This is a genomic window from Streptomyces atratus, from assembly GCF_014648655.1.
Lineage (GTDB): Bacteria > Actinomycetota > Actinomycetes > Streptomycetales > Streptomycetaceae > Streptomyces > Streptomyces atratus.
The window spans coordinates 1-21507 of record NZ_BMRN01000074.1; the positions used below are offsets into that span (position 1 = coordinate 1).

Annotated in this window: 18 protein-coding genes, 1 tRNA gene and 3 pseudogenes; 11 read left to right on the forward strand and 11 right to left on the reverse strand. The window is 70.2% G+C overall.

What is annotated here, in order from left to right:
* Positions 1-103 precede the first annotated feature (103 nt).
* Both IEZ15_RS40685 and IEZ15_RS40690 read left to right on the forward strand, forming a co-directional pair.
* A pseudogene (locus IEZ15_RS40685) lies at positions 104-2302 on the forward strand (ATP-binding protein); the annotation flags it as partial.
* 50 nt (positions 2303-2352) lie between these two features.
* A tRNA-Pro gene (locus IEZ15_RS40690) sits at positions 2353-2426 on the forward strand.
* A 231-nt stretch (positions 2427-2657) separates the two neighbouring features.
* Here IEZ15_RS40690 and IEZ15_RS40695 read toward each other — a convergent pair.
* Entirely contained in the window at positions 2658-3194 is a 537-nt protein-coding gene (locus IEZ15_RS40695; RefSeq protein ID WP_189282013.1) for a hypothetical protein, read from the reverse strand.
* A gap of 125 nt (positions 3195-3319) precedes the next feature.
* On the opposite strand from IEZ15_RS40695, the pseudogene IEZ15_RS45935 reads away from it, so the two are divergent.
* A pseudogene (locus tag IEZ15_RS45935) lies at positions 3320-3556 on the forward strand (NF041680 family putative transposase); the annotation flags it as partial.
* 530 nt (positions 3557-4086) lie between these two features.
* On the opposite strand, the gene IEZ15_RS40700 reads toward IEZ15_RS45935, so the two are convergent.
* On the reverse strand, positions 4087-4749 hold the full coding sequence (locus IEZ15_RS40700) for a DUF4232 domain-containing protein (RefSeq protein ID WP_189282014.1): 663 nt from the start codon (positions 4747-4749) through the stop codon (positions 4087-4089).
* A gap of 1441 nt (positions 4750-6190) precedes the next feature.
* Between IEZ15_RS40700 and IEZ15_RS40710 the strand changes: the two genes are divergently transcribed.
* From IEZ15_RS40710 to IEZ15_RS40720, 3 genes are all read left to right on the forward strand, one after another.
* Positions 6191-6739 carry a GNAT family N-acetyltransferase gene (locus IEZ15_RS40710; RefSeq protein ID WP_189282027.1) on the forward strand — a complete coding sequence of 183 codons (549 nt, stop codon included), beginning with the start codon at positions 6191-6193 and terminating at the stop codon, positions 6737-6739.
* A 27-nt stretch (positions 6740-6766) separates the two neighbouring features.
* Positions 6767-6988, forward strand: coding sequence for a LexA family protein (locus IEZ15_RS40715; protein WP_189282016.1), 222 nt, complete (start codon positions 6767-6769; stop codon positions 6986-6988).
* 605 nt (positions 6989-7593) lie between these two features.
* The gene (locus IEZ15_RS40720; RefSeq protein ID WP_189282017.1) at positions 7594-8835 is read left to right on the forward strand and encodes a cytochrome P450 family protein; all 1242 of its coding nucleotides are present in this window, start codon (positions 7594-7596) and stop codon (positions 8833-8835) included.
* A 68-nt stretch (positions 8836-8903) separates the two neighbouring features.
* Here IEZ15_RS40720 and IEZ15_RS40725 read toward each other — a convergent pair whose 3' ends face one another.
* Positions 8904-9596, reverse strand: a complete 693-nt coding sequence (locus tag IEZ15_RS40725; RefSeq protein ID WP_229846479.1) for a formylglycine-generating enzyme family protein — start codon at positions 9594-9596, stop codon at positions 8904-8906.
* A 335-nt stretch (positions 9597-9931) separates the two neighbouring features.
* On the opposite strand from IEZ15_RS40725, the pseudogene IEZ15_RS40730 reads away from it, so the two are divergent.
* Positions 9932-10158: pseudogene (locus tag IEZ15_RS40730) on the forward strand (helix-turn-helix domain-containing protein); the annotation flags it as partial.
* Positions 10159-10437: 279 nt separating this feature from the next.
* Here IEZ15_RS40730 and IEZ15_RS40735 read toward each other — a convergent pair.
* The 5 genes from IEZ15_RS40735 to IEZ15_RS40755 all read right to left on the reverse strand — a co-directional run bounded on the left by IEZ15_RS40735 (position 10438) and on the right by IEZ15_RS40755 (position 15288).
* Complete coding sequence (locus tag IEZ15_RS40735) at positions 10438-10941, reverse strand: nucleotide triphosphate diphosphatase NUDT15 (protein ID WP_189282018.1); 504 nt, start codon at positions 10939-10941, stop codon at positions 10438-10440.
* Between the two features lie 415 nt (positions 10942-11356).
* Positions 11357-12256 (reverse strand): hypothetical protein, encoded by a 900-nt coding sequence (locus tag IEZ15_RS40740; protein ID WP_189282019.1) that lies wholly within the window; start codon positions 12254-12256, stop codon positions 11357-11359.
* Positions 12253-13266 carry an SPFH domain-containing protein gene (locus IEZ15_RS40745; RefSeq protein WP_189282020.1) on the reverse strand — a complete coding sequence of 338 codons (1014 nt, stop codon included), beginning with the start codon at positions 13264-13266 and terminating at the stop codon, positions 12253-12255. The genes IEZ15_RS40740 and IEZ15_RS40745 overlap by 4 nt, the downstream gene beginning before the upstream one ends.
* 152 nt (positions 13267-13418) lie before the next feature.
* Complete coding sequence (locus IEZ15_RS40750; RefSeq protein WP_189282021.1) at positions 13419-14204, reverse strand: SDR family oxidoreductase; 786 nt, start codon at positions 14202-14204, stop codon at positions 13419-13421.
* Positions 14205-14664: 460 nt separating this feature from the next.
* Positions 14665-15288: a TetR/AcrR family transcriptional regulator gene (locus tag IEZ15_RS40755; RefSeq protein WP_189282022.1), complete on the reverse strand. Its 624-nt coding sequence runs from the start codon at positions 15286-15288 to the stop codon at positions 14665-14667.
* Positions 15289-15450: 162 nt separating this feature from the next.
* Here IEZ15_RS40755 and IEZ15_RS40760 point away from each other — a divergent pair, with 162 nt between their 5' ends.
* Both IEZ15_RS40760 and IEZ15_RS40765 read left to right on the forward strand, forming a co-directional pair.
* Entirely contained in the window at positions 15451-16332 is an 882-nt protein-coding gene (locus IEZ15_RS40760) for a phosphatase PAP2 family protein (protein ID WP_189282023.1), read from the forward strand.
* A complete protein-coding gene (locus IEZ15_RS40765) occupies positions 16329-17294 on the forward strand; it encodes a DMT family protein (RefSeq protein ID WP_229846480.1) in 966 nt (321 codons plus the stop codon). Before IEZ15_RS40760 ends, IEZ15_RS40765 begins: the two co-directional genes overlap by 4 nt.
* 88 nt (positions 17295-17382) lie before the next feature.
* On the opposite strand, the gene IEZ15_RS40770 is transcribed toward IEZ15_RS40765, so the two are convergent.
* Positions 17383-17922 (reverse strand): PadR family transcriptional regulator, encoded by a 540-nt coding sequence (locus IEZ15_RS40770; RefSeq protein WP_189282024.1) that lies wholly within the window; start codon positions 17920-17922, stop codon positions 17383-17385.
* A gap of 90 nt (positions 17923-18012) precedes the next feature.
* Positions 18013-20028 carry an NADPH-dependent 2,4-dienoyl-CoA reductase gene (locus IEZ15_RS40775; protein ID WP_189282025.1) on the reverse strand — a complete coding sequence of 672 codons (2016 nt, stop codon included), beginning with the start codon at positions 20026-20028 and terminating at the stop codon, positions 18013-18015.
* 237 nt (positions 20029-20265) lie between these two features.
* On the opposite strand from IEZ15_RS40775, the gene IEZ15_RS40780 reads away from it, so the two are divergent.
* Positions 20266-20793, forward strand: coding sequence for a DoxX family protein (locus tag IEZ15_RS40780; RefSeq protein ID WP_114247932.1), 528 nt, complete (start codon positions 20266-20268; stop codon positions 20791-20793).
* A 62-nt stretch (positions 20794-20855) separates the two neighbouring features.
* On the opposite strand, the gene IEZ15_RS46620 is transcribed toward IEZ15_RS40780, so the two are convergent.
* The gene (locus IEZ15_RS46620; protein ID WP_268250502.1) at positions 20856-20987 is read right to left on the reverse strand and encodes a hypothetical protein; all 132 of its coding nucleotides are present in this window, start codon (positions 20985-20987) and stop codon (positions 20856-20858) included.
* Positions 20988-20998: 11 nt separating this feature from the next.
* Between IEZ15_RS46620 and IEZ15_RS40785 the strand changes: the two genes are divergently transcribed.
* Positions 20999-21301, forward strand: a complete 303-nt coding sequence (locus tag IEZ15_RS40785) for an amidase family protein (RefSeq protein ID WP_189282026.1) — start codon at positions 20999-21001, stop codon at positions 21299-21301.
* The last annotated feature ends 206 nt before the right edge of the window (positions 21302-21507 follow it).

Here is a 21507-nt window from a genome sequence, read left to right on the forward strand (position 1 = left end):
ACTCCCGCCTCGGCCAGATCAGCCCGATCGCCTACGAACAACGATCAACTACGCTGGCCACCGCCGCATGACAACCGGTGTCCACGATCAAGGGGAAAGCCCCCTCATCATCGACGACGCACACTGGGCGGACGGCGAATCCCTCGCCTGGCTCGCCTCGTTCACCCCACGCCTCGGCGAACTGCCCGTCCTGGTCGTCCAGGCCCAACGGCCGGAAGAACTGGCAGCGCGGCAGAAGGAGAGCGGATCGGGCGGCGCCCACCCCTCCCAGGTCCGGGTCGCGCTGCGCGCCCTCACCCCGGACGCCACCGCGGAACTGGTCCGCGCAGGCCTCGGCGAACACGCCGACGACCCGTTCTGCCGCGAGGTGTGGGCCGTCACCGGGGGCAACCCCTACGAGGCGGTCGAACTCGTCGCCAAGGTCCAGGACCGCGAACTGGCGCCCCTGGAGGAGTCGGCCGGGCTGCTGCGCGAACTCGGTGCGACGGCCCGCGGCAGCGGACTCGTCGCCCGGCTCGAACGGCTCGGTACCAACGCCAACCGGTTCGCCTGGGCCGCCGCCGTGCTCGGCACGGACATCTCGCAGGATCTCGCCGCCACCCTCGCCGGAATGAGCCCCGCCGAGGCCGCCGACTGCACGGCGCGGCTGCGCGAAGCCCGTATCGTCACCGGCTTCGACCCACTGGAGTTCGTCCACCCGCTGATCGCCACCGCGGTGTACCGCTCCATCCCGCCAGCCACCCGCACCGCCATGCACGGCAGGGCCGCCTGGGCGATCACCCGTGCGGGACTCGGCGCCGCCGCGGCCTCCCGGCACCTCCTCGAAGTACACCCCGACGACGACCAGGAACTGGTCGAGCAGCTCCGCGAAGCAGCCAGACAGCACCTCGCGGTCGGTGCCCCGGAGGCCGCCCGCCGCTGCCTCGAACGTGCCCTGCAAGAACCACCGCGCCAACGGGTCAAGGCCACTCTGCTGTACGAACTGGGCTGCGCCACGCTGCTCAGCTCCCCGGCCACCACCGTCCAGCATCTGCGGGCCGCCCTTGAGATGCCCGGACTCTCCGACGACCAGCGGGTCGACGCCACCTTCCGGCTCGCGGCCGCGCATTCCCACAACAACCAGCTGAAGGAAGCGGCACTCGCCCTCGCCGCCGAGGCCGCGCACACCGCCCCCGGCCCCGGCCTGATGCGGCTCCAGGCCGCCCACTTCCTCTGGGAGGGCATGCAGGCCGCCGAGGACGACGGACCCGCCCGTTCCGCCAGGCTCGCCCGGAACGCCGACCATCTGTCCGGCCGCGACAACGCCGAGCGCGCCCTGCTCACCATCCGCGCCTTCGACGCCATGATGCGCGGCGAGAACGCCCAGCTCATCGTCGACCTCTGCGAACGCGCCCTGGTCGCCGGCCACCCCGCCCGCGGGCTCGGCTGGACCGACACCGAGTGGGGCTTCGAGCTCCCGACCCTCGTCGGCATCACCTACGCCTTCACGGACCAGCTCGACCGGGCCGAGGAACTCTTCGGCGAGGCCGTCCGCGCCTTCGAGATCTCAGGCTGGAGCGGTGCACATCTCGCGTTCGCACACACCCTGCTCGGGCTGGTCCACCGCCGTCGCGGCCGGCTGGCCGAGGCGGAGGGCTTCCTCCGCGAAGGACTGCGCCTCGCCGACCGTGTCGGCAGTGGACTTCCCGTCCACTGGGACGCTGCCTGTCTGCTGATCGACACACTGGTCGCCCGCGGCCGTGTCACCGAGGCGCGCGAGATCGCCGACCGTTACGACTTCGGCTCGCCCTACCCCAGCGCGATGGTGCTGCCCGACGCACCGTGCGTACGAGGACGGCTGCTGCTGGCCGAAGGCCGTACGAAGGAAGCGGTCACCGAACTCGAAGCGGCCGGTCAGGCGCTCGAACCTCGCGGCAGGTTCAACGGCGTATGGGCTCCCTGGGCCGGCGATCTCGCCCGCGCACTTGCCGAGGAGGACCCGGGCCGCGCCGCCCAACTCGCCACCTCGGCCCGAGTGCATGCCGAACGCTTCGGCACGGACACCGCGATCGGTGAGGCCCTGCGCTGTGTCGCCCTCTTCGCCCGCGCCGAGGACGCCACCCATCTGCTGGCCGAGTCGGTCCGCCACCTGGAAGCGTCCCCGTCCGCGTACGAACACGCCCTGGCCCTCGTCGACTACGGCATCGCGATCCGCTCCCCGCGCGAACTCGCCAGAGCCCACAAACTGGCCACGGCGTGCGGCGCCGAATCCCTGGCAAACCGCGCCCACCAGGCACGGGCGTCGATCCGGTCCTCGGAGTGAGGTAATGTTTGTCCTGCGCAGCCGCCCGGGAAAGCCGGGGGGAATCGCATCGGGACGTGGCGCAGCTTGGTAGCGCACTTGACTGGGGGTCAAGGGGTCGCAGGTTCAAATCCTGTCGTCCCGACTTTTCGAAGTCGCAGATCAGGGGCCGTTTCGGAGCAATCCGAAACGGTCCTTTGATCATTTTCGGGGACCGGTTGGGGACCAATCTCCAGGGCTCAAGACGCCTCTTGACCCCGTCAAGGTGCGCTACAGGGCGCAAGCCGGCAGCGCGGACGGAGCGTCTGCCCAAGGTGGCCAGGTGGATTCGGCCTTGTGGATAGCGGCGGCCTTGTCGTAGAGCTTCCGAGGTCCGTCAGCACCGGGCCGATGGTCCTGAGCCGGCTCCCAGTTGTTCTCGCGAGGCGTCGCGCAGCGTTTCCGCATCCAATGTCGAGCGGAGGTGATCGGCGAATGGCAGCTCTCCATGCCGGGTCAACCAGCAATCCGCCAGGCGCATCGCGTGGACTCTTTGGCTCGGGGAGAGTGCTGGGAGAATGAGCAGACCCTCGATGACCAGACGTGCCTTTGGCAGCATGCCGTGCTCTTGGAGCCAGCGCAGGGCGCTGTCGATGGCGCGGGATCGCCGACCCTCGTCGAGGGCCGGATGGCGCAGGACACCGGAGAGCACGGAGCGGACCTTCGACGACCGGTCGGTGCTCAGATGGTTCAGAGCGATGTCGATGCCGATGTGTGCCTGTTCGACGGTCAGGTCTGGGCGTGTGAGGAAGGAGGCGAGTAGCGGGCGCTGAGCCTTGCCGCCGTGGCAGGCCAGCCACCGCAGGCTGATGTCCGCGAGGGACCGTGCTTGATCGCGCGTCAGCCCATCGAGCCGGCTGAGCATGACGGCCATGAGCCCGTGGTCGTTCGGACGCGCGAGGAGCGCGGCACGCCCGAGACGGATGGCACGCTGTAGCTGCGCGGACGGCAGGTCCGGTACGCGCAGGAGGGGCCCCAGCGCCGAACTGAACGCCTCGAAAGCCGGTCCCGCCCGACAGACTCACTCCCGCACGAGTCCGTCGCGACTTTCGGCACCTCGGGCCGAAGGCCGCCTGCCCAGCCAGAGCACCGAAATCCTCTCGGCCCGGCCCGGGACGGCCACCCGGCCGCAGGAACAACCAGTTCACTGCACGCTATGACGTGCACACCGTCCGCAAACCCGACCCCACAAAGCGACACGCGAAGAAGACAACGACTCCACGTCCCCGCCGCACACGCTGTCGAATGTTCCCCTGCGGCACAGGAAAGTGCAGCAGGGGAACATTCCGCAGCTGCGGGATACGCCGGCGGATCGGCGGCCGGTGGAGACGGGGCGGTGCGGACGTCGCGGACGGCCTGGCGGGCCACGGTGCGCACCGTTGGCTCGTCGAGGGCCGTCAGGCCGCTGTGGGCGAGTGTGGCGACGCGGTGGGTGGAATCCGGGTTCCGTGACGTCGCTGGAGCGGCCGGAGACGGCGATGAGGGCGCGCTGGGACAGGCTGTAGTCGAGCGCGGCCGTGGCGGCCGGGTTGGTGTCTCGCGTGCGAGACGGATCGGTGTCGGCGGTGACGGCCTGGATGGTGCCCAGGGCGTGGGCGACGTCGAGCAGCCGGTACGCGTGCGCGGCTGATGCCGAACTCCGCGTCGCAGCACGCCTCCCAGCTGCTTTCTCTGTCGATTTCAGCGTGTTGGGGGGCTTTGCATGCTGTACTGGCGAGTGCTCGGGCAGCGGCGCGGTGCGGCCTGAGCACGCTGGGACGTGCGAATCAGCCGCCCTGACCGGCGCTCCCCATCGGACCGACCTTCACCGGGGAGCCGGAGCCGTCCGTGACAGGCAGCGTGTCGGCGCCCGGCCAGTCGAGGGTGACCGACTTCGTCTCGTCCGGCGGGGTCACCACCAGCCCTGTGATGCGGACGCCGGAGCCGCCCGACGTGTTGATCGGGTAGTTGATGCCGAAGTACACCGACTTCCCGTCCTTGAGGGTCATCGGGGTGGCCTTCTCACCGGTGCGCTTCGCGGACAGCGACCCCGAGCTGGTCTTCAGGTCGACGCCCGCGTACCCGGAGAGCACGCAGTCCCGGCCGCCGCCGTTCTTCAGCTGCACCGCGACGGTCCCATCGGTGTCGCCGTCGATGGTGCTGTCCATCGCCGTGATCTCCAGCTCGTCGGTGCGGCACTTGCCGACCTTGCCGTTCTCGTTGGAGCCGGTCCCGGCGGCCGTGCCGTGCCCGCCGGATCCCTTTCCGGCAGAGTCCTTCCCGCCGTCCTGGTCCGAACCGCCCGAGCCCGAACCGCCGCTCGTGGAAGATGCGGTGGACGCGGACGACGGGGCGCTCTGTCCCATGTCCTCGTCGCCGTTCTGGCAGGCCGTGAGCGAGAGACCCGCGACAACGGCCAGGGCTGCGAAGGTCAGCTTGCGAACGCGCATTGTTGCTTCCTCAGTGTCGGTGGGGGGTGCCAGCTGCTCGGTACGAGCCTGTACGAGCGAGCATTTCTGATCACCAAGACCCGCCCGGCCCGGCGAGGCGTTCCGCCCAACCACCCCCTAATACACCCCTGTTACACGCACAGCCAGGCACAACGCGCACCACCACCGGGCGCATCCCGCCCGCACCGCTCCCTGCCGCCCCCGCTCCCTGCCGCCGTCCGGCAAGGGAAACAGGGGCCGGACACGGCGCGCCGTACCGCGCCGGGGCACGCCGCCGGCCGGCCGGGACGGCGGTTCCCGCCGCCGTTCCGCACCCGTCAACGCCCGCAGCCCACTGGGACAGACCCGTAACCCGGCGAATCTTGACCACAACCGGTGGCATGCCAGCCGGTCGAAGCACCAACCCGGCACGCTTCCCCCTGTTCAATCTGCTTCAACACGTCGAGAGTCGGTCCAGTTGCGCTTGACGAAGTTCGCCCAGCGCGTCGCGTTGTGGCAGGCGGCGTCAGCAGGCGGGGCGGTGCCGTGGCCACCAGTCAGGCCCTGTCATCTAGGGGTGGATGTATACGTCAACAGGCGTTCCGTGATACACGTCGCTGCCGGTCGCACCGTTACGGAGGGCAACCTGAAGGGGATAGTTGCCGTTGAACACGATTCGGTATGACGCCGTGTTGCACGACCCGGAACCGCCCGCAGCGTGCACCGGTTCGCCGCCGCCAAGGTAGGCGACCGCGCGAAGCCCGTCCGGAGCACCGTTGTCGCATACGGTTACGGTTGCGGTGGTGCCGCCGGTGCCGCTTTGGACGACCACACTGGCTGTGCCATAGCCGCCCTTCGACGAGGTGGCTGAACGGGCACTGTAGGTTGCTGCGCTGGCAGTTGATGCATTCCATGCAGCTACAGCCGTCAGGCAAACCACAGCTCCTGCGGTTATCGCGGTTCGTCGCATACGAGCACTTCCTTCACTCTCTCGTCGGGTGCCACACCGTTCTTGCCGGCACCAGGGCATAAGGGGTGGGGAACACAGTCAGGTAAGCAAGTGGCCGATTGGCTCACAAGAGCGGTGCTGTCCGGGACACGGCTTCTGCCGTCCCGGACAGCCACTGGCGCACCCGGCGCTCACGCAGCGGGAGAGGATTGCCTCGGTGGAGGCGGCGCCGTCGCGGATCGCGGTGGCGTACTTGATGACCTGGTCGTAGTTGGCGTCGATGACGTCCCAGCGGATCGGTCGGGAGAGGCTGGCTCTGGCGTATGGGCGGCGCGGCGATCTCGGGTAGCTCGCCGGCGGCGATGCGCTCGGCAACGTCCTGGAGGGCCTCCTCCAGTTTCCCGTGGGAGGCGTAGAGAGCGCGTTGGTGCTCGCTTCGGGACTCTGGTTGTGGTTCGGGCGTTTCGAGCTGCTGAGGTTCTCGGCCGACGGGCGTGCGATACGTTGCTCGACATGACTGAGCTTGGATACGTCGCCTGGCCGCCTATCCCGATCAGGACCGAGCGGCTCGTGCTCCGCGAGTCCGAGGCGCGAGACCGTGCGGCGTTCATCGAGCTGTTCGCCTCGCCAGAGGTGGGCACCTACATCGGTGGTCCTCGACCGCGTGATGAGCTCGAGCGCGCGGTGCCTGAGGTGCCCGGGCGGCGCCCTGGCTTGTTCGTGATCGATCTCGACGGAGCGATGATCGGCATGATCACGCTTGATCGGCGCGATGCAGAGCGTCCGGGTCACGTCCGTCCGGATGCCGGGGAGGTCGACCTCGGTTACATGTTCCTGCCGGAGGCGTGGGGATGCGGGTACGCCGCCGAGGCGTGCGCAGCGGCACTCGAATGGTTCGCCGACGCGTTTCCCAGCGAGCCGGTGGTGCTCTGCACCCAGACCGCCAACGACCGCGCGATGCGCCTCGCGGCGAGGCTGGGGTTCACCGAGGTGGAGCGGTTCGAGGAGTACGGCGCCGAGCAGTGGTTCGGCGTGTGGCCCTCGCTCACGCCGACCGGTTGAGCTCGTGCTCGACAGCGTGGATGCGGCATGACCCGGCCGGATGTCCTGTTCGCCCGGCAGGAAGTGATCCTGCGCACGATCCGGGACTGGATCGCCGGGACCGGCGAGAGCCCTTCTTTCCGGCAGATCGGCGAGCGGGTCGGCCCGTCCAGCACCAGCTCCGTCGCCTACCGGCTCGGCCGCCTCGAAGCCTGCGGGCTGATCAGCCGCACCGGCCACCGCCGGCGCTCCTGCCGACTCAGTATCTGACCCGGGGCGCGGACCCGCGCGGCGGCCTGGTCGGCAGAGCCAGCCGGCCGCTGACGGCCCGGGCAAGGCCCGGCTCTCCGGTAAGAAGGCCGGGCCTGAGTGCCGCCCGGCGTTACGGAGTCGCACAGTTCAATGACGACCCGGCCCCGGCGTCACGCGATCCGGTCGCGTGCGGTCTGCGCTCTTGACGTCGGCACCTCAGCGCGGGGCGGTCGTCGTGCAACTATGCGCAACCAGCTCGCCACGGGATCACGCGATGACGTCGTGGTTCGTCGGGATCGACCGTGCGCCGTGAAAGTTCTGTGATTCGTGAGAGGTGAGAGACCTTCCCTCCTTTCCTGTCGCATGGAGGAACTCGACGAACGGGCGGCCGGCGCCTTCGCGCGCATGGTGGCCGGTCTCGCCGCGACCCCGCCACCGGACGCGACGGACGGCGGGGCTGCGTCGCGACCCCGCACGGGCGCACAGGGCCGAGCGCCCCCGACCCGCCGGGCTCGGCTCGCGCCGCCCTTCCCCTGGGTGGCGCCCCGGGCCCATTACGCTGGGGCATATCGCTCAAAGCGGTTCAAGTGTGTGAAGAGGCGCGATGCCCTACGGGAGGCATGATGAGCCAGCAGCCGGTCCTTCTGCCCTACGCCGACCCGGCCTTCGTGGCGGATCCCTTTCCGCTCTACCGGCAGCTTCGCGATGACGGCCCGGTGCGACGCGCCGTCATCGCAGGAGGCCTGGAAGCCTGGCTGGTCACACGGTATGAAGACGGCCTCGCGGCCCTGTCCCACCCGCAGCTGAGCAGTGACGTCCGCGATGCGTCGGACCCCCGGCTCATCGAGCGGCTGCCCGCCACCGACCGCGAGTCCGTGCTGCGCAACATGCTCCGCTCGGATCCGCCCGATCACACCCGCCTGCGCCGCCTGGTCTCCAAGGCGTTCACTGCGCACAGGGTGGCGGAGTTGCGGCCCCGCGTCCAGGGGATCGCCGACCGACTGCTCGACGAGATCGTGCCGGCCGGTCGCGCCGACCTCATCGAGACCTACGCGCTGCCGCTTCCGGTCACCGTGATCAGCGAACTGCTCGGGGTACCCGTGACCGACCGGCACGATTTCCAGCAGTGGACAGATGACATGATCCTGCGGGGGATCGAGCCGCCCGATCCGGCCCGGGTGGACGGGGCGTGGCGGCAGATGCGCTCGTACCTGACCACGCTCCTGGAGGCCAAACGGGCCCGGCCCGGGGACGACCTGCTCAGCGCGCTGATCGTTGCCAGGGACGAGGAACAGCGGCTGGACGAGGACGAGCTGATCGCCATGGCCTTCCTGCTGCTGGTGGCCGGATACATCACTACGGTCAATCTGATCGGCAGCGGTATTGCCGCACTGCTCGCCCACCCCGACCAGCTTCGGATCCTGCGGGACGACCCGGCGCTGCTGCCGGGCGCGATCGAGGAATTCCTGCGCTATGACGGACCCGTCAACCCCGGCATCGCCAGGTTCGCACGCGAGGACATCACCATCGCCGGGGTGAACATCCCTCGCGGCGCGACCGTGCTGGTCGCCTCCGCCATCGCCGACCGCGACCCGGAGCACTTCCCCGAACCCGACCGCCTGGACATCGCCCGGCAGGACAACGCCCACCTCGCGTTCGGACACGGCATCCACTACTGCCTGGGTGCGCCGCTGGCCCGGCTCGAGGGACAGATCGCCATCGGCACCGCCCTGCGTCGCCTTCCCGGTCTCGCCCTGGCCGTTCCCCCGGACGAACTGCGGTGGCGGCCGGGCGGATTGCGTGGCCCCGAACACCTGCCGGTCACGTTCACATTCGACGACGCGACCGCCGGAAGCCGTTCCTGAGCCACGTGCCGGCCGACGGGGCGCCCCGGAGCGAACGGCATCGGCCGGACGCGTTGCGCGTCCGCTGCTCAGAGTGATCGGGCGAGCCGGAACCCGAGGTCGTCGATACGGAAGGTCGGGTGACTCTTGCGGCGGCATGACGCCCGGCACCCTCGGGGGCGATCGTATCCACCTCCGCCACGGAACACGCGGTACGGGCCGTAGACCCGGGGATCGTAGACATCCCAGCACCACTCCCACACGTTGCCGATCATGTCGTGGAGGCCCCACGCGTTCGGCGCCCTGGTCGCGACATCGTGCACCTCGCCGCCGGAGTTCCCGCGGTACCAGGCGATCTCGTCCAGCTCTCCGTAGCGTGCACCGGAGGTTCCGGCCCTGCACGCGTACTCCCACTCCGCCTCCGACGGGAGCCGATAGCCGTCGACCTCCCAGTCGCAGATCACGTCCTGCCCGTCGGGGTCGTCGCCGATCGAGTAGCAGGGTTCGAGTCCCGTAGCCTGCGAGAGCAGGTTGCAGAATCGAACGGCCTCCTTCCAGGAGACCTCGGTCACCGGTGTCCGCGGCCCCGCCGAACTCGCGGGCGCCTCGCCCCGAACGGCGCGGTACAGCTCGCGCGTCACGGGATACGGCGCCAGCCGGAAGGCGGCGACCTCGACGTTCCAGTTCGTCTGCGTGCCCTCGTCCCGCAGGACGATCTCCCCGGCGGGGATACCCCTCATGCCCTCGGCGATCGCCTGTCGGACCAGGGATTCAGGGCTCATCGCAGCTCCTCATGTGCACCAGCGGATCAGGCCGACGCGCTGACCTGTCAGCAGCGCAGAGGGCGGACCGCGCCTTCGGACTCTCGAACATGTGACGATACAGACCCGGAACGTCACGGCGGCGCTCAGTGGTTCAGGTTGTCCCGGCATATCCCGGAATCCTTCCCGCTCTGCTTGCCGGGCCATCTCGCCGGTGCAGAGGTGTACTTGGGGCCCACGGGTATGTGTCGGTTTTCGATAACATCGATATTCGACAATGCACTCGCACTGCTCACCTTCGTGCGGATCAGGCGTGTCGGCGTGGCCATGCGCGAAGACCTCGACGGGATCGTCTGATGGCCCCGGAAGCACAGGAGAGCCACGCCATCCAGGTGCACCTGGATCACCTCCTTGCCGAACAAGGCATGAAACTGGCCGAGTTGGCATCCCCCGCGTCGGCGTGAGCGACGTCAACCTGTCCATCCTGAAGAACGGCCGCGCCAAAGCGATCCGCTTCACGACCCTCACTCGCATCTGTGAGGTACCGAACTGCCGGCCCGGCGACCTGCTCAGCTACCGTCCCCGCAGGGCGATGCACATGCGCGGGGCGGACGCTGGGGTCATGTCTCATCACCTCAGTGGGCCCGATCTGAGGTCCCCCATGGACGATGCCCGGCTCGACCTGACGGACCTCTTCGCGTTCGGCGTCCCTGGGGACCGCACCGTACTCATCATGAACGCCCATCCGGTCGCGACCGCCGCCGGTGCGGTTTTCCACCCGGACGCGGTGTAGCGGATCAATATCGACACCGAAAAGCCGACTCCGCCTGCGAACCCCGGGCGCAGGGCTGAGGGGCCAGGGCTACGAGCCGTCCCCGGTGGCCGAGACGGTCAGCCGGTGCGCCGGAGGGTGCTCGATCGAGAGATCCGGGCGCCAGGCCGCGAGTACCTGCGCCGAGGGACCGAACAACGGACCCGGCAGAGCGTCGAGCCCGGTCCACTGCCAGGTGCTGATCAGGTGGGGCTCGGTCACCTGCGGGCTCCCCGATTCCAGGGTCACCACGGCAGCCATCGACACACGGTTGATCCCCGCGACCACGTCGTGAAGCATGGCGAAAACCGTCACGCTGTCCACGTCGACCTCGAGGCCCGTCTCCTCGCGGAGCTCACGTACGGCCGCCGCGGCGATGGACTCATTGGTCGGGTCGACCTTGCCGCCGGGAAGCTCCCAGGTTCCGCTGTGGTGCCTGCCGAGCAGCACGCGCCCCTGGGTGTCCAGCACGATGACGCCCACGCCGAGCGCCGCCTGCGCCAGCGGCGGACGGGCATTGCGGGAGAGGGCGTCCGTGGGGGTGGTGGTGTCCATGGTGCTCCTAGCGGGTGGGTGTGGGGTGCCGCGGGCGCGAGGCCTCGGCGTTCCGGTGTTCCCGGAAGCCTACGTACCACCGCACGCGGACCTATCGAGGTGGTCCGCCGCCCGGCGGAGGCCCGGTGTTCGCCACGGCCGGTCAGGTCGTCCCGTAACTCCGGCGCCGGCACCGGAGTGGACTTCTACGGCTGGGGCGCGAAGCCGCGGCTCGCCCGCCCCGGCGGGGACGTACACCCTGCGCTTCGGCTTCGACAAGGCGGGCGGGGACAAGGACCGTGCGGCGCCGAGGGAGATCTGGAACTCTCCGGTGGTGAAGGTCGTCCGCCGACCGTGCCGGTGCCCGCTCGTCCTCGACGCGGGAGAGCGGGCCCCCGCGCGGCAACCGCCCCGGCGAGGTGCGTGGTCCGGGCCGTCAGACGGTCAGGCGCAGCGATGTCGCCGAGATGCCCAGCCGTACCGTCTGACCCCATGTCAGCTCCAGCGCGTCCGTCTCCATCCCGTCGCCGAAGACCACCACCCGGTCGGACTCCACGGTGAGCCTCAGCCCCTGTCCGCGCCCCAGTTCGCCCGCGACCAGTGAGGTGCCGGTCGCCGGTGACGGCCAGGCCTCGCGGACGAACCAGAGCAGCCGCGGGTCGGTGGGTGCGGGGAGCCGCAGGTCACTGTGGCGTTCCTGCCACAGTGAGCGGAGCCAGCCCGTGGCGCCGGTGCCCGTGCCGACCAGGACGCCGGACGAGGCCTGCGGTTCGGTGGGGGCATCAGGCGCGTCGGGGCCGAGCCGGTAGCGGGCGGTCTGGTGGCCGGGCGGGCCGAGGTAGATCTCGTTGAGGGCCAGGAGGCGCTGGGTGTCGTCGGCGACCGCCTCGACCATGGTGAGTTCGTCCGCCGCGCCGCCGGGGGATGCGGCCGCCCGGAGCAGGGCGGCCGCATCGGAGGGCCGGTGGCGTACGAGCACGCCCGGATTGCGTCCGGGGTCGGTGTCGATGCCCACGACGGGCTGGCCGGACAGGTACTTGGCGGCGTTGGCGACGAGTCCGTCCTGTCCGACTACGACCACCACGTCCTCGGGCGCGAACAGGAAACGGTCGAGATCGGCGCGCTCCACCCGTGACTGACGCCATTGGAGCGGCACGGCTGCCGCCACATCGGCGAGCGCCTGCCGGGTCTGCCGGTGCCGCAGGGCCACCTCGTCGATGGACCGGCCACGGCTGGACAGGAAGAACGCGGCCTGGCCGCACGTGCCGTGCCGGGCCAGCAACTCGTCGTACTCGGTGGTGCGGTGGACCAGCACAGCGCGCGGGGCGAGGCTCATGCCCGGGGCTCCGGGCCGGTCCTGCCGAGCTTGCTGAGCAGGCCGGTGAGGACGTCGGGGGAGAGGGTGAGACTGTCGATGCGCGGCAGGTTCTCGGCGAGCCTGGTCGCTGCCAGGGCGTGCAGGGTCGCGGCGTCCACCTCGCCGTGCACCCGCAGCCAGGCCGCCTGGGACTCCGCGCGTGCGGCGCCGACCTCGCGGGCGGCCTCGGCCTCGGCCCGGGCCAGCCGCACCTTGCGTGCCGCTTCGGCCTCGGCGCGTACCCCGTCGGCCGCGGCGTTCTCCTCGGCCTCGCGACGGGCGTTGGTGCCACGTTGCTCGACCAACTGCTCCTCGCGGCGGGCCAGTTCGATCTGGCTGGCGAGCTCGTTCTCGGCGATGGCCCGTTCCCGTTCCACGGCCACGGCGCGGCGCTCGTAGGTGGCCCGGTCGGCCTCCTGCTGGATCTGCTCGCGGGCGGGGGTGCGCAGCGCGCGCTCCACCTCGGCCTCGGGACGGATGGCGACCACCCGCACCGCGACCACGTCGATACCGGTGGCGGGCAGCCGGGGTTCGGCGGCAAGCCCTGCTGCGACGCGGTCGCGTACCGATGCGACTCCGTCGACCAGGGCCTCGGCCAGCGCTGTTCTGGCCAGCACGTCCAGGGTGTGCTGCTGAGCTGTCTCCGTGAGCAGCGTGGCGATCTGTTCCAGCGGCGCGCCGCGCCAGACCCCGGTGTCGGGGTCGACGGAGAAGTCTAGGCGGGCGGCGGCCTCGGCCGGGTCGCTGATCCGGTACGTCACGGTGGCCTGCACGGTGACGTCCTGGAAATCGGACGTGCGGGCATGGAAGGCCATGGCCAACTCCCGGTCGTTGACCGGCACTTCCGAGAGCGCGGCGGTCAGTGACCGGTACCAGAAACTCAGCCCTGGGCCGTCGTGGGCGAGCCGGCCGCGCTTGTGGTGGCGGATGTGGGCCGTGGGTGCGGAGCGCAGATGGCGCCAGCCGAAGCGCCTGGTGATGTCGGCCATGTCGGAAGCCCCCTCATTCTCGTCATGGAGACGATAAGGGAGGTCGGTTGATATCGTCAAGGGGACGAGAATGATTGTCCGTGTGCATGTGCGCCCTCGGAGTGCGGGTGCTCGCCGCCAGTGATCCGTCGCTCACCGAAACCCCTGGGGCTTCAGCCGCCTTGTCCGCTCTTCGAGGCGAGGAACCTGGCCGGCACCTCGCCCCCGCCGTGCACCGCCAGATCGGCCCCACTGACGTACTCGGCCAGATCGCCCGCCAGATACAGGCAGGCGCGCGCAACATCTTCCGGTACGGCCATCCGTCGCATCGCAATCACTCCGGCGACGGCGGCGCCGCCGTCCTCCCCGTACGCCGGTGCCGCGCTCTCGGTGCGGATCAGTCCGGTCGTGATGTGGTTGACGCGTACCTTGGGTGCCCACTCGAGAGCCAGCGCCCGGGTCAGTGCCAGCAGTCCGGCCTTCGCCGCCGTGTAGGCGGCCGTGCCCGGCTGCGGGGTGTGCGCGGAGACGCTGCCGATGTTGATGACCGAGCCGCCCTCGCTCTGGCCCTGCATGATCCGGTTGGCGGCCTGCGCCACATAGAAAGGGGCCAGCAGATTGAGTGCGACGACCTTCTCGATGAACCGTGGCGAAACGGTGGCCGCGTCGCTGTCGGGGGAGCCGCCCGCGTTGTTGACGAGCACATCCAGCCGTCCGAACCGTTCCGCCGCCGTGTCGACCAGCGTGGCAGCGGCCGCAGGGTCGCGGACATCGGTTGCGTGGAAGTGTGCCTGCCGGGCGCCGCTTCCCGGCAGTTCCGGCGGTTCGCTGCGGCCGCAGACCAGTACATCCGCGCCGGCGGAGAGAAAGGCCTTGGCGATCGCGGCGCCGATGCCCTTGGTGCCACCGGTGACGATCACTGCCCGTCCCGTGAAGTCGATGGGATTGCCGATGTCCATGGTCCGCCTCTGCTGTGGCCGAAGTGCACGCCGATCGGTTCCGTAAAGCTACCAATCGTTTGTTTGGCAGAACAGTCGCCGCTTTGGCCGGGTGGGATGAGCTGCGGGGAAAGAGCCGGGTGGGATGAGCTGCGGGGAAAGAGCCGGGTGGGATGAGCTGCAGGGAAAGAAGCGCGGGCGGCCGGTGCCTCCCTGAGGAGTCACCGGCCGCCCGGATGGTGCGCCGCCCCCGTCCCCACGGTGCGGCGCGAGCGGGCCGTCGTCATCCGCTCGGACAACGGCCCACGTCTTTGGGGCTAGGAAGGTGCTGAAGATCTTGGCCGGGCTCGCGACGCCCGGCACGCACATCTGCGGCGTTGCCGAAACGTCCTAATAGCTCCGCTATGAGGATGCTCCGGCGCCTTGCAGCTGCACGCACCGAACGCCGCTCCCTGAACCGGCCAAGATCTTCAGCACCCTCCTAGGGCGTGGATGCCTCCAGTCCAAGTGCGGGAAGGACTGCGTTCTCCACGAAGCGGGTGAGATATGCCTCATCCGCGAACTTCCCCTCCAGTAGTGGCCGGGCACGCATCACGCCCAGCAGCTGCGCGGAGACGAACTCGGCTGCGGGAGTGTCCGCCGGAATCTCGCCGCGCTCCGCTCCGCGCCGGACCATCGCTTCGATCGCCGCGATCTCCGGCAGGATCAGCGCCTCACGCAACGCGCACAGCAGCTCGGGGCTCTGCAGTGCGGCATGACTGAGTGCGTGCATCAGCGGGGTGTCGCGGCCCGAGCCTGCGCCGATGGCCCGGGCGGCCTCGCGCAGATCGCCTGCCAGGGTGCCGGTGTCGATGTGCGGAAGCAGCACCCGCCGGGTGCCGTGCAGCGCAGCCACGACCAGTTCGGGCTTGGAGCCCCACTGCCGGTAGAGCGTGGACTTGCCGCAGCGCGTCCGCGAGGCGACCCCTTCCATCGTGAGGGCCTCGTAGCCGGACTCTCTCAGCATGTCGAGCACGGCCGCGTAGAACTCCTGCGCCCGCTCCGGCGTGATCTTCGAGCGGCGTGGCGTGTGTGCCGGTTCCTGTGCGGCTTCCTGCGGCGACATGCGTTTTCCCTCTCAGCGATTGTGCGACGAGGTCCATCGATACGCCAGTGTACCGAAACGCACATGTACCGATACGTTCGCGTATCGGTACACTGGCGTATCGATGCGGCGTGGACTGGACCACGCCGTCGCAACACTGCTTCGTCAGCAAAGGGGCACCGGGTGGTGTACGCCGGTAGCGAGCCCGCAGATCAGGAGCCGGACAGTTCTGCCCGACCGCCCCTCGTCCGCGAGCTTCTTCTCGTCGTAGGGCTCTTCGTGATCTACAAACTCGGCCGGCAGGCCGCGAACGGTCACGTCGAGGAGGCGTATCGCAACGCCGGAAACGTCTGGGACTTCGAACGGTCCGTGCACCTGCCCGGCGAGGGCACTGTGCAGAATCTGCTGCTGCACAACGAGACGCTGATCCACCTCGCGAACGCCTACTACGCGACCGTGCACTTCCCGGCCACGCTGCTCTTCCTCGTGTGGCTCTACTGGCGCCGCCCGCGCCACTACGTCTGGTCGCGCCGCATCCTCGCCGCGCTCACCGGGGCCGCGCTCGCACTCCATCTGCTGTTCCCGCTCGCCCCGCCGCGGCTGCTTGCCGCCGCCGGACTCGTCGACACCGGCCAGGTGTACGGACCGACGGTGTACGCAGCGACGCCGGCGACCGACTCGATGGCGAACCAGTTCGCCGCCATGCCCTCCCTGCACTTCGGCTGGGCGTTGATGGTCGCCGTCGGGCTGATCGTCGCCACCCGCACCCGGTGGCGCTGGTTGTGGCTGCTGCATCCGCTCATCACGCTGCTGGTGATAGTCGGCACGGCCAATCACTACTGGCTCGACTCGATCGTGGTCTCCGCGCTCCTCGCGGTGGCGTTCGCGGTGCTGCCGCTGAAGCGCACGATGCCGGTACGGGCACACATCCCGTGGCCCTCCACGGGGTACGAGCCCGCTCCGACGGCCGTGCCCCGGGCCGCCGAACCCGCTGTGCCGCCCGCGGGCGCCGAGCCGCAGGCCCACTCCGCCCGCTCGTACGCCTCGTCCGGGACCCGGCGGTGAACGCCACCCTGGTCGCCGTCGCGCTGTCGCTGGTCTCCGCCGCCGCGTACGCCTCGGCCGCGGTGGCGCAGGCCCGGCTCGCCGGGCGCAGCGAGCCGGACGCCGGGGTCCTGAGGCTGCTCGGGCGCGGCGCCTGGTGGTCGGCGGTCGGACTGAACGCCGGTGGCGCGCTGCTGCATGTCGCGGCGCTCAAGTACGGCCCGCTCACCCTTGTCCAGCCACTCGGCGCCCTCACCCTGGTCGCCGCAGTCCCGCTGGGCGCCAGGGCCGCCGGACGCCGGGTCACCAGGATCGAATGGCGCGGAACGGTCCTCACCCTGCTCGGCCTGGGCGCCCTGCTGATGACCGCGGGCGGCACCGCCCCGCAGGAAACGCTCAGCCTCCCCGAAGCCCTGGCCGTCGGCGCCGGGACCGTGGCCGTCGTCGCCGGACTCAGCCGCCCGGGGGCACGTCCCGGCCTGCGGCACGCGGCGGCGTCCGGCATCACCTCCGGGGTCGCCTCCGCGCTCACCCAGACCCTGACCGTCTCCGTCACCGACCACACCGGCCCGCTGTTCAGCTGGGACCTGGTGATCGTCGCGCTTCTTGTCTCCGCGTTCGCGATGAGCGGGCTGCTGCTCTCCCAGATCGCCTACCGGGGTGGCCTGGGCGCGCCGCTGGCCGTCGTCACACTCGCCAATCCGGTGGCCGCGGCCGCCATAGGACTGGCCCTGCTCGGCGAACGCCTTCAGGGGGGCACGATCGGCCTGATCCCGGCAGCGCTCGGCACGGCGGCGGCCGTACGGGGCGTGATCCTGCTCAGCCGGGCACAGGCGGAGACGTCGACCCTCGCCGACCGGGCCACGGCCGAGCCGAAGCCCGGGGCCGGATCACCCTCTCGCGTCGTGATCGGGAGCCGAGGGCCGATGGACCAGCCGACGCTACGACCGGAGCTGGACCGGACCCCGGTGGGCGGACCGTAACGAGTGTGGCGTCGCCCGCCGCTTGCCGGGGCCTGCCGCGGCGATGTGACATCTGCCCATCGAACTGTCACGTACGGAAACGACCCGACTACGGACTCGGCTGCCCGTCCTGGGCCAGTGCCCGCGTCAGCCAGCCGATCCAGAAGTTCTCCAGATCGATGCCGCCACGCAGCACCAGATGCCGCAGCCGGTCCTCGTCCAAGTTCCGCTCGGGCGGGAAGTCCCGCTTCTCGATCTCCAGGTATTCCGCCAGCTGCCGACGGTGCAGCCCCAGATGGCGGCGCAGCTCGGCATCCAGGCCAGGTGCCCCGACGACCGCCGCCGCCCGCATCCGCAGCAGCAGCGGATCCCGGATCTGTTTGGGGTCCTCGGAGCGGGCCACCCATGCGGACAGCGCCTCGCGCCCCGCGGGCAGCACCTCGTACTCCTTCTTCTGCCCACGGGCGGGCTGCTCCGACGGCAGCGCCCGGATCTGCCCGGCCTGCTCCAGCTTCCCCAGCTCGCGGTAGATCTGCTGGTGCGTGGCGGACCAGAAATAGCCGATCGACCGGTCGAATCTGCGGGTCAGCTCCAGCCCCGACGACGGCTTTTCGAGCAGGGCGGTGAGGATCGCGTGCGGGAGTGACATGGGGTGCATCCTAAGGACGGCCGGGCCAGTGGCCCCATGACGGAGGGGCCGGGCCGGTCGGGAACCTCCGGGCCGGGGTTCCCGTATCCGTCACAGCGAAGCGGCGAGCTCCGTGCCCTGGCGGATCGCGCGCTTGGCGTCCAGCTCGGCGGCCACATCGGCGCCGCCGATCAGATGCGCCGGTCGGCCCGCGGCGAGCAGTTCCTCGTACAGCTCGCGGCGCGGCTCCTGGCCCGCGCAGAGCACTACCGTGTCGACCGGCAGGAGGCGCTGTTCGCCGTCGACCGTGAGGTGCAGCCCGCCGTCGTCGATCCGGTCGTAGGCGGCGCCCGGAATCATCGTGACACCGCGGTGCCGCAGCTCGGTGCGGTGGATCCACCCGGTCGTCTTGCCCAGTCCCTCACCGACCTTGCCGTTCTTGCGCTGGATCAGATGGACGGTGCGCGGTGTCTTCGGACGCTCCGGGGCGCTGAGGCCACCCCGGTCGCGGTAGTCGGTGTCGACGCCCCACTGCCGGAAGAACACCTCGGGGTCGAGGCTTGCCGCATCGCCCGAGTCGGTCAGGAACTCGGCGACGTCGAAGCCGATCCCGCCCGCCCCGATGATCGCGACCCGGTCGCCGACCTGCGCCCCGTCACGCAGGACGTCGAGATAGCTGACCACGCTGGGGTGATCCAGGCCGGGTATCACGGGGGAGCGGGGCGTGACACCGGTGGCGAGGACGATCTCGTCGAAGCCTTCGAGCACATCGGCCGTGGCCCGTGTACCGAGCCGCAGCCCGACCTTCTCCTCCGCGAGCCGGGTACGGAAGTAGCGAAGTGTCTCGTTGAACTCCTCCTTGCCGGGAACCCTGCGCGCCACGTTCAGTTGGCCGCCGATCTCCTCGGCCGCGTCGAAGAGCGTCACCTCGTGCCCGCGCTCGGACGCTGCGACGGCGCACGCGAGACCGGCGGGCCCGGCGCCGACGACCGCCACCCGCTTGACGGTGCGGGTCGCAGACAGGGTGAGTTCGGTCTCGTGGCAGGCGCGAGGATTGACCAGGCAGGAGGTGACCCGGCCGCTGAAGACGTGGTCCAGGCAGGCCTGGTTGCAGCCGATGCAGGTGTTGATCGAGTCGGCGCGGCCCTCGGACGCCTTGACGACGAAGTCGGGGTCGGCGAGGAACGGCCGGGCCATCGACACCATGTCCGCCCGCCCCGAGGCGAGGATCTCCTCGGCGACCTCGGGCGTGTTGATGCGGTTGCTCGTCATCAGCGGTACTGAGACGGCGCCGCGCACCTTTTCGGTGACCCAGGTGTAGGCACCGCGTGGCACCGAGGTGGCGATGGTGGGGATACGGGCCTCGTGCCAGCCGATTCCCGTATTGATGATCGTCGCGCCGGCGGCCTCGATCTCGCGGGCGAGCTGTACGACCTCCTCCAGCGAGGAACCGCCGGGCACCAGATCCAGCATCGAGAGCCGGTAGATCAGGATGAAATCGCTGCCGACGCGCTCACGGACCCGGCGCACGATCTCGACGGGGAACCGGATGCGGTTCTCGTACGAGCCGCCCCAGCGGTCGGTGCGGTGATTGGTGGCGGCGGCGATGAACTCATTGATCAGATAGCCCTCGGAGCCCATGATCTCGACACCGTCGTACCCGGCACGCCGCGCGAGCTCGGCTGCCCTGGCGAAGTCCTCGATGGTCTCCTCGACCTCGTCGTCGTCAAGGGCGTGCGGAGTGAATGCGCTGATCGGCGCCTGGATCGGGCTCGGCGCAACCAGGTCGGGATGGTGTGCGTACCGGCCGAAATGCAGGATCTGCATGGCGATCCGGCCGCCCGCCTCATGTACGGCGGCGGTGACCCGCGCATGCTGCTCGACCTCCGCCTCGGTGGTCATCTTGGCGCCGCCGGGGAGGGAGCAGGCGCGAGCGTTCGGAGCGATGCCGCCGGTGACCATCAGGCCGACGCCGCCCCGGGCACGTTCCGCGTAGAAGGCGGCCATCCGCTCGAAGCCGCGCTCGACCTCCTCCAGGCCGATGTGCATCGACCCCATCAGGACCCGGTTGGGGAGGGTGGTGAACCCGAGGTCGAGCGGGCGCAGCAGATTCGGGTACGGGCTCATGAGGTGGCTCCTCGCGCAGTGTCGTTGCGCCAGTTGTAGACCATCGAAACGCCATTGTGCAACAAGTTGCACAATGGCGTTCGCCGCAGAGCCGGGAGTGCGGTCGTCCCCCGGACGGCGTAACACCAGGACACGTCGGCGCCCCGGGCCACGGAAAGTGGAAGCGTGGCATGTGTCCGCCACGGCGCGGGTGGCGCGTCGAAGCCCACCGACCCCCGAACCCTTGCGGAGGCTCTCATGGCCTGCCTCGACCGGCGTGACCTCGGCCTTCTCGTCCTGCGTGTCGGTACCGGCGCGGTACTGGCCGCGCACGGCACCCAGAAGCTGGCCGGCTGGTTCGGCGGCGGAGGCATCGAAGGAACCACGGCCGCGATGGAGGCCATGGGCTTCCACCCGCCCAAGCACAGCGCGGTCGCCGCCGGGCTCGGCGAGGCGGGCGGCGGCGCACTGCTGGCCCTCGGCCTCGCCACCCCGGCGGCCGGTGCGGCCGCGGCCGGGGCGATGGCGGGCGCGGTGGCTGTCCACGCACCCGCCGGATTCTTCGCACAGGGCGGCGGCTACGAGTACCCGGCCTTCCTCGGCTTCACCGCGGCGGCGATCGGCCTGATCGGCCCCGGCCGGTATTCCCTTGACCATGCCACCCGGCATGTCTTCAACCAGCCATGGATGGTCGCCCTTGCCTTCGCGGGCAGCGCGGTCGCGGCGGCAGCCGTCGTCGGCAGGCGCGCCAAGGGGCGGGCCGCGGTCGACCCCGACGCGACCTGACCACCCGGCAGGACAGGGACCGGGCGGCACCCCAGGGAGGGAGCCGCCCGGTCCCGGCAGCGTTACTTGCCGAACGTCAGCGACACGGCCGCGGAGGCATTTCCGTATGCGTCGATGGCGATGACCCTTGCCACGTACCGGCTGCCCTCAACCGCGCCCGTCACCGGGATGTCGAGGGTGTTCGGCCGGGGCATGAAGCCACGGCGTGCTGCTCACCCCGGCTCTCGCCCGGCCCGCCCCGGCGGCGAAGGACTGGCACCGACGGGGCTGGACGGCAAATCTGCTCGCCAACACCCGGTTCAGCTCCTTCACCCCGCCTTGGAACCTCGCGGGTTGGCCGGCTATCGCTGTGCCCCTCGGCGCCGCGGAGCAGGCGGACCGCTCGCCGTATGCCGTTCAGTTCGTCGTCCCCTCCGACGGCGAGGGACGGCTGCCGGCACTCGCCGCCGACCTGGAACGTCCGCGCCCCTGGACCCGCCTCGCGCCCATGGACGCACTCACCCGGTGAGCTGGAAAGGGCGCAGGCCTCGGGTCGTGCGGAATCGGTAAGTCAGCGCCCGAGTGCCTGGTCCGGGTCCCGTCCAGTCGGACGCCTCGCTGTCCCGCTCGTCCCCGTCGAGACCGCCGATTTGGCGCTGGGGATGTGATGCCACCCATAGGAGCTGTGTCACATCCTAAGGCGGGTAGTAGGGCGAGGGGCCGCCCGAACGGCAT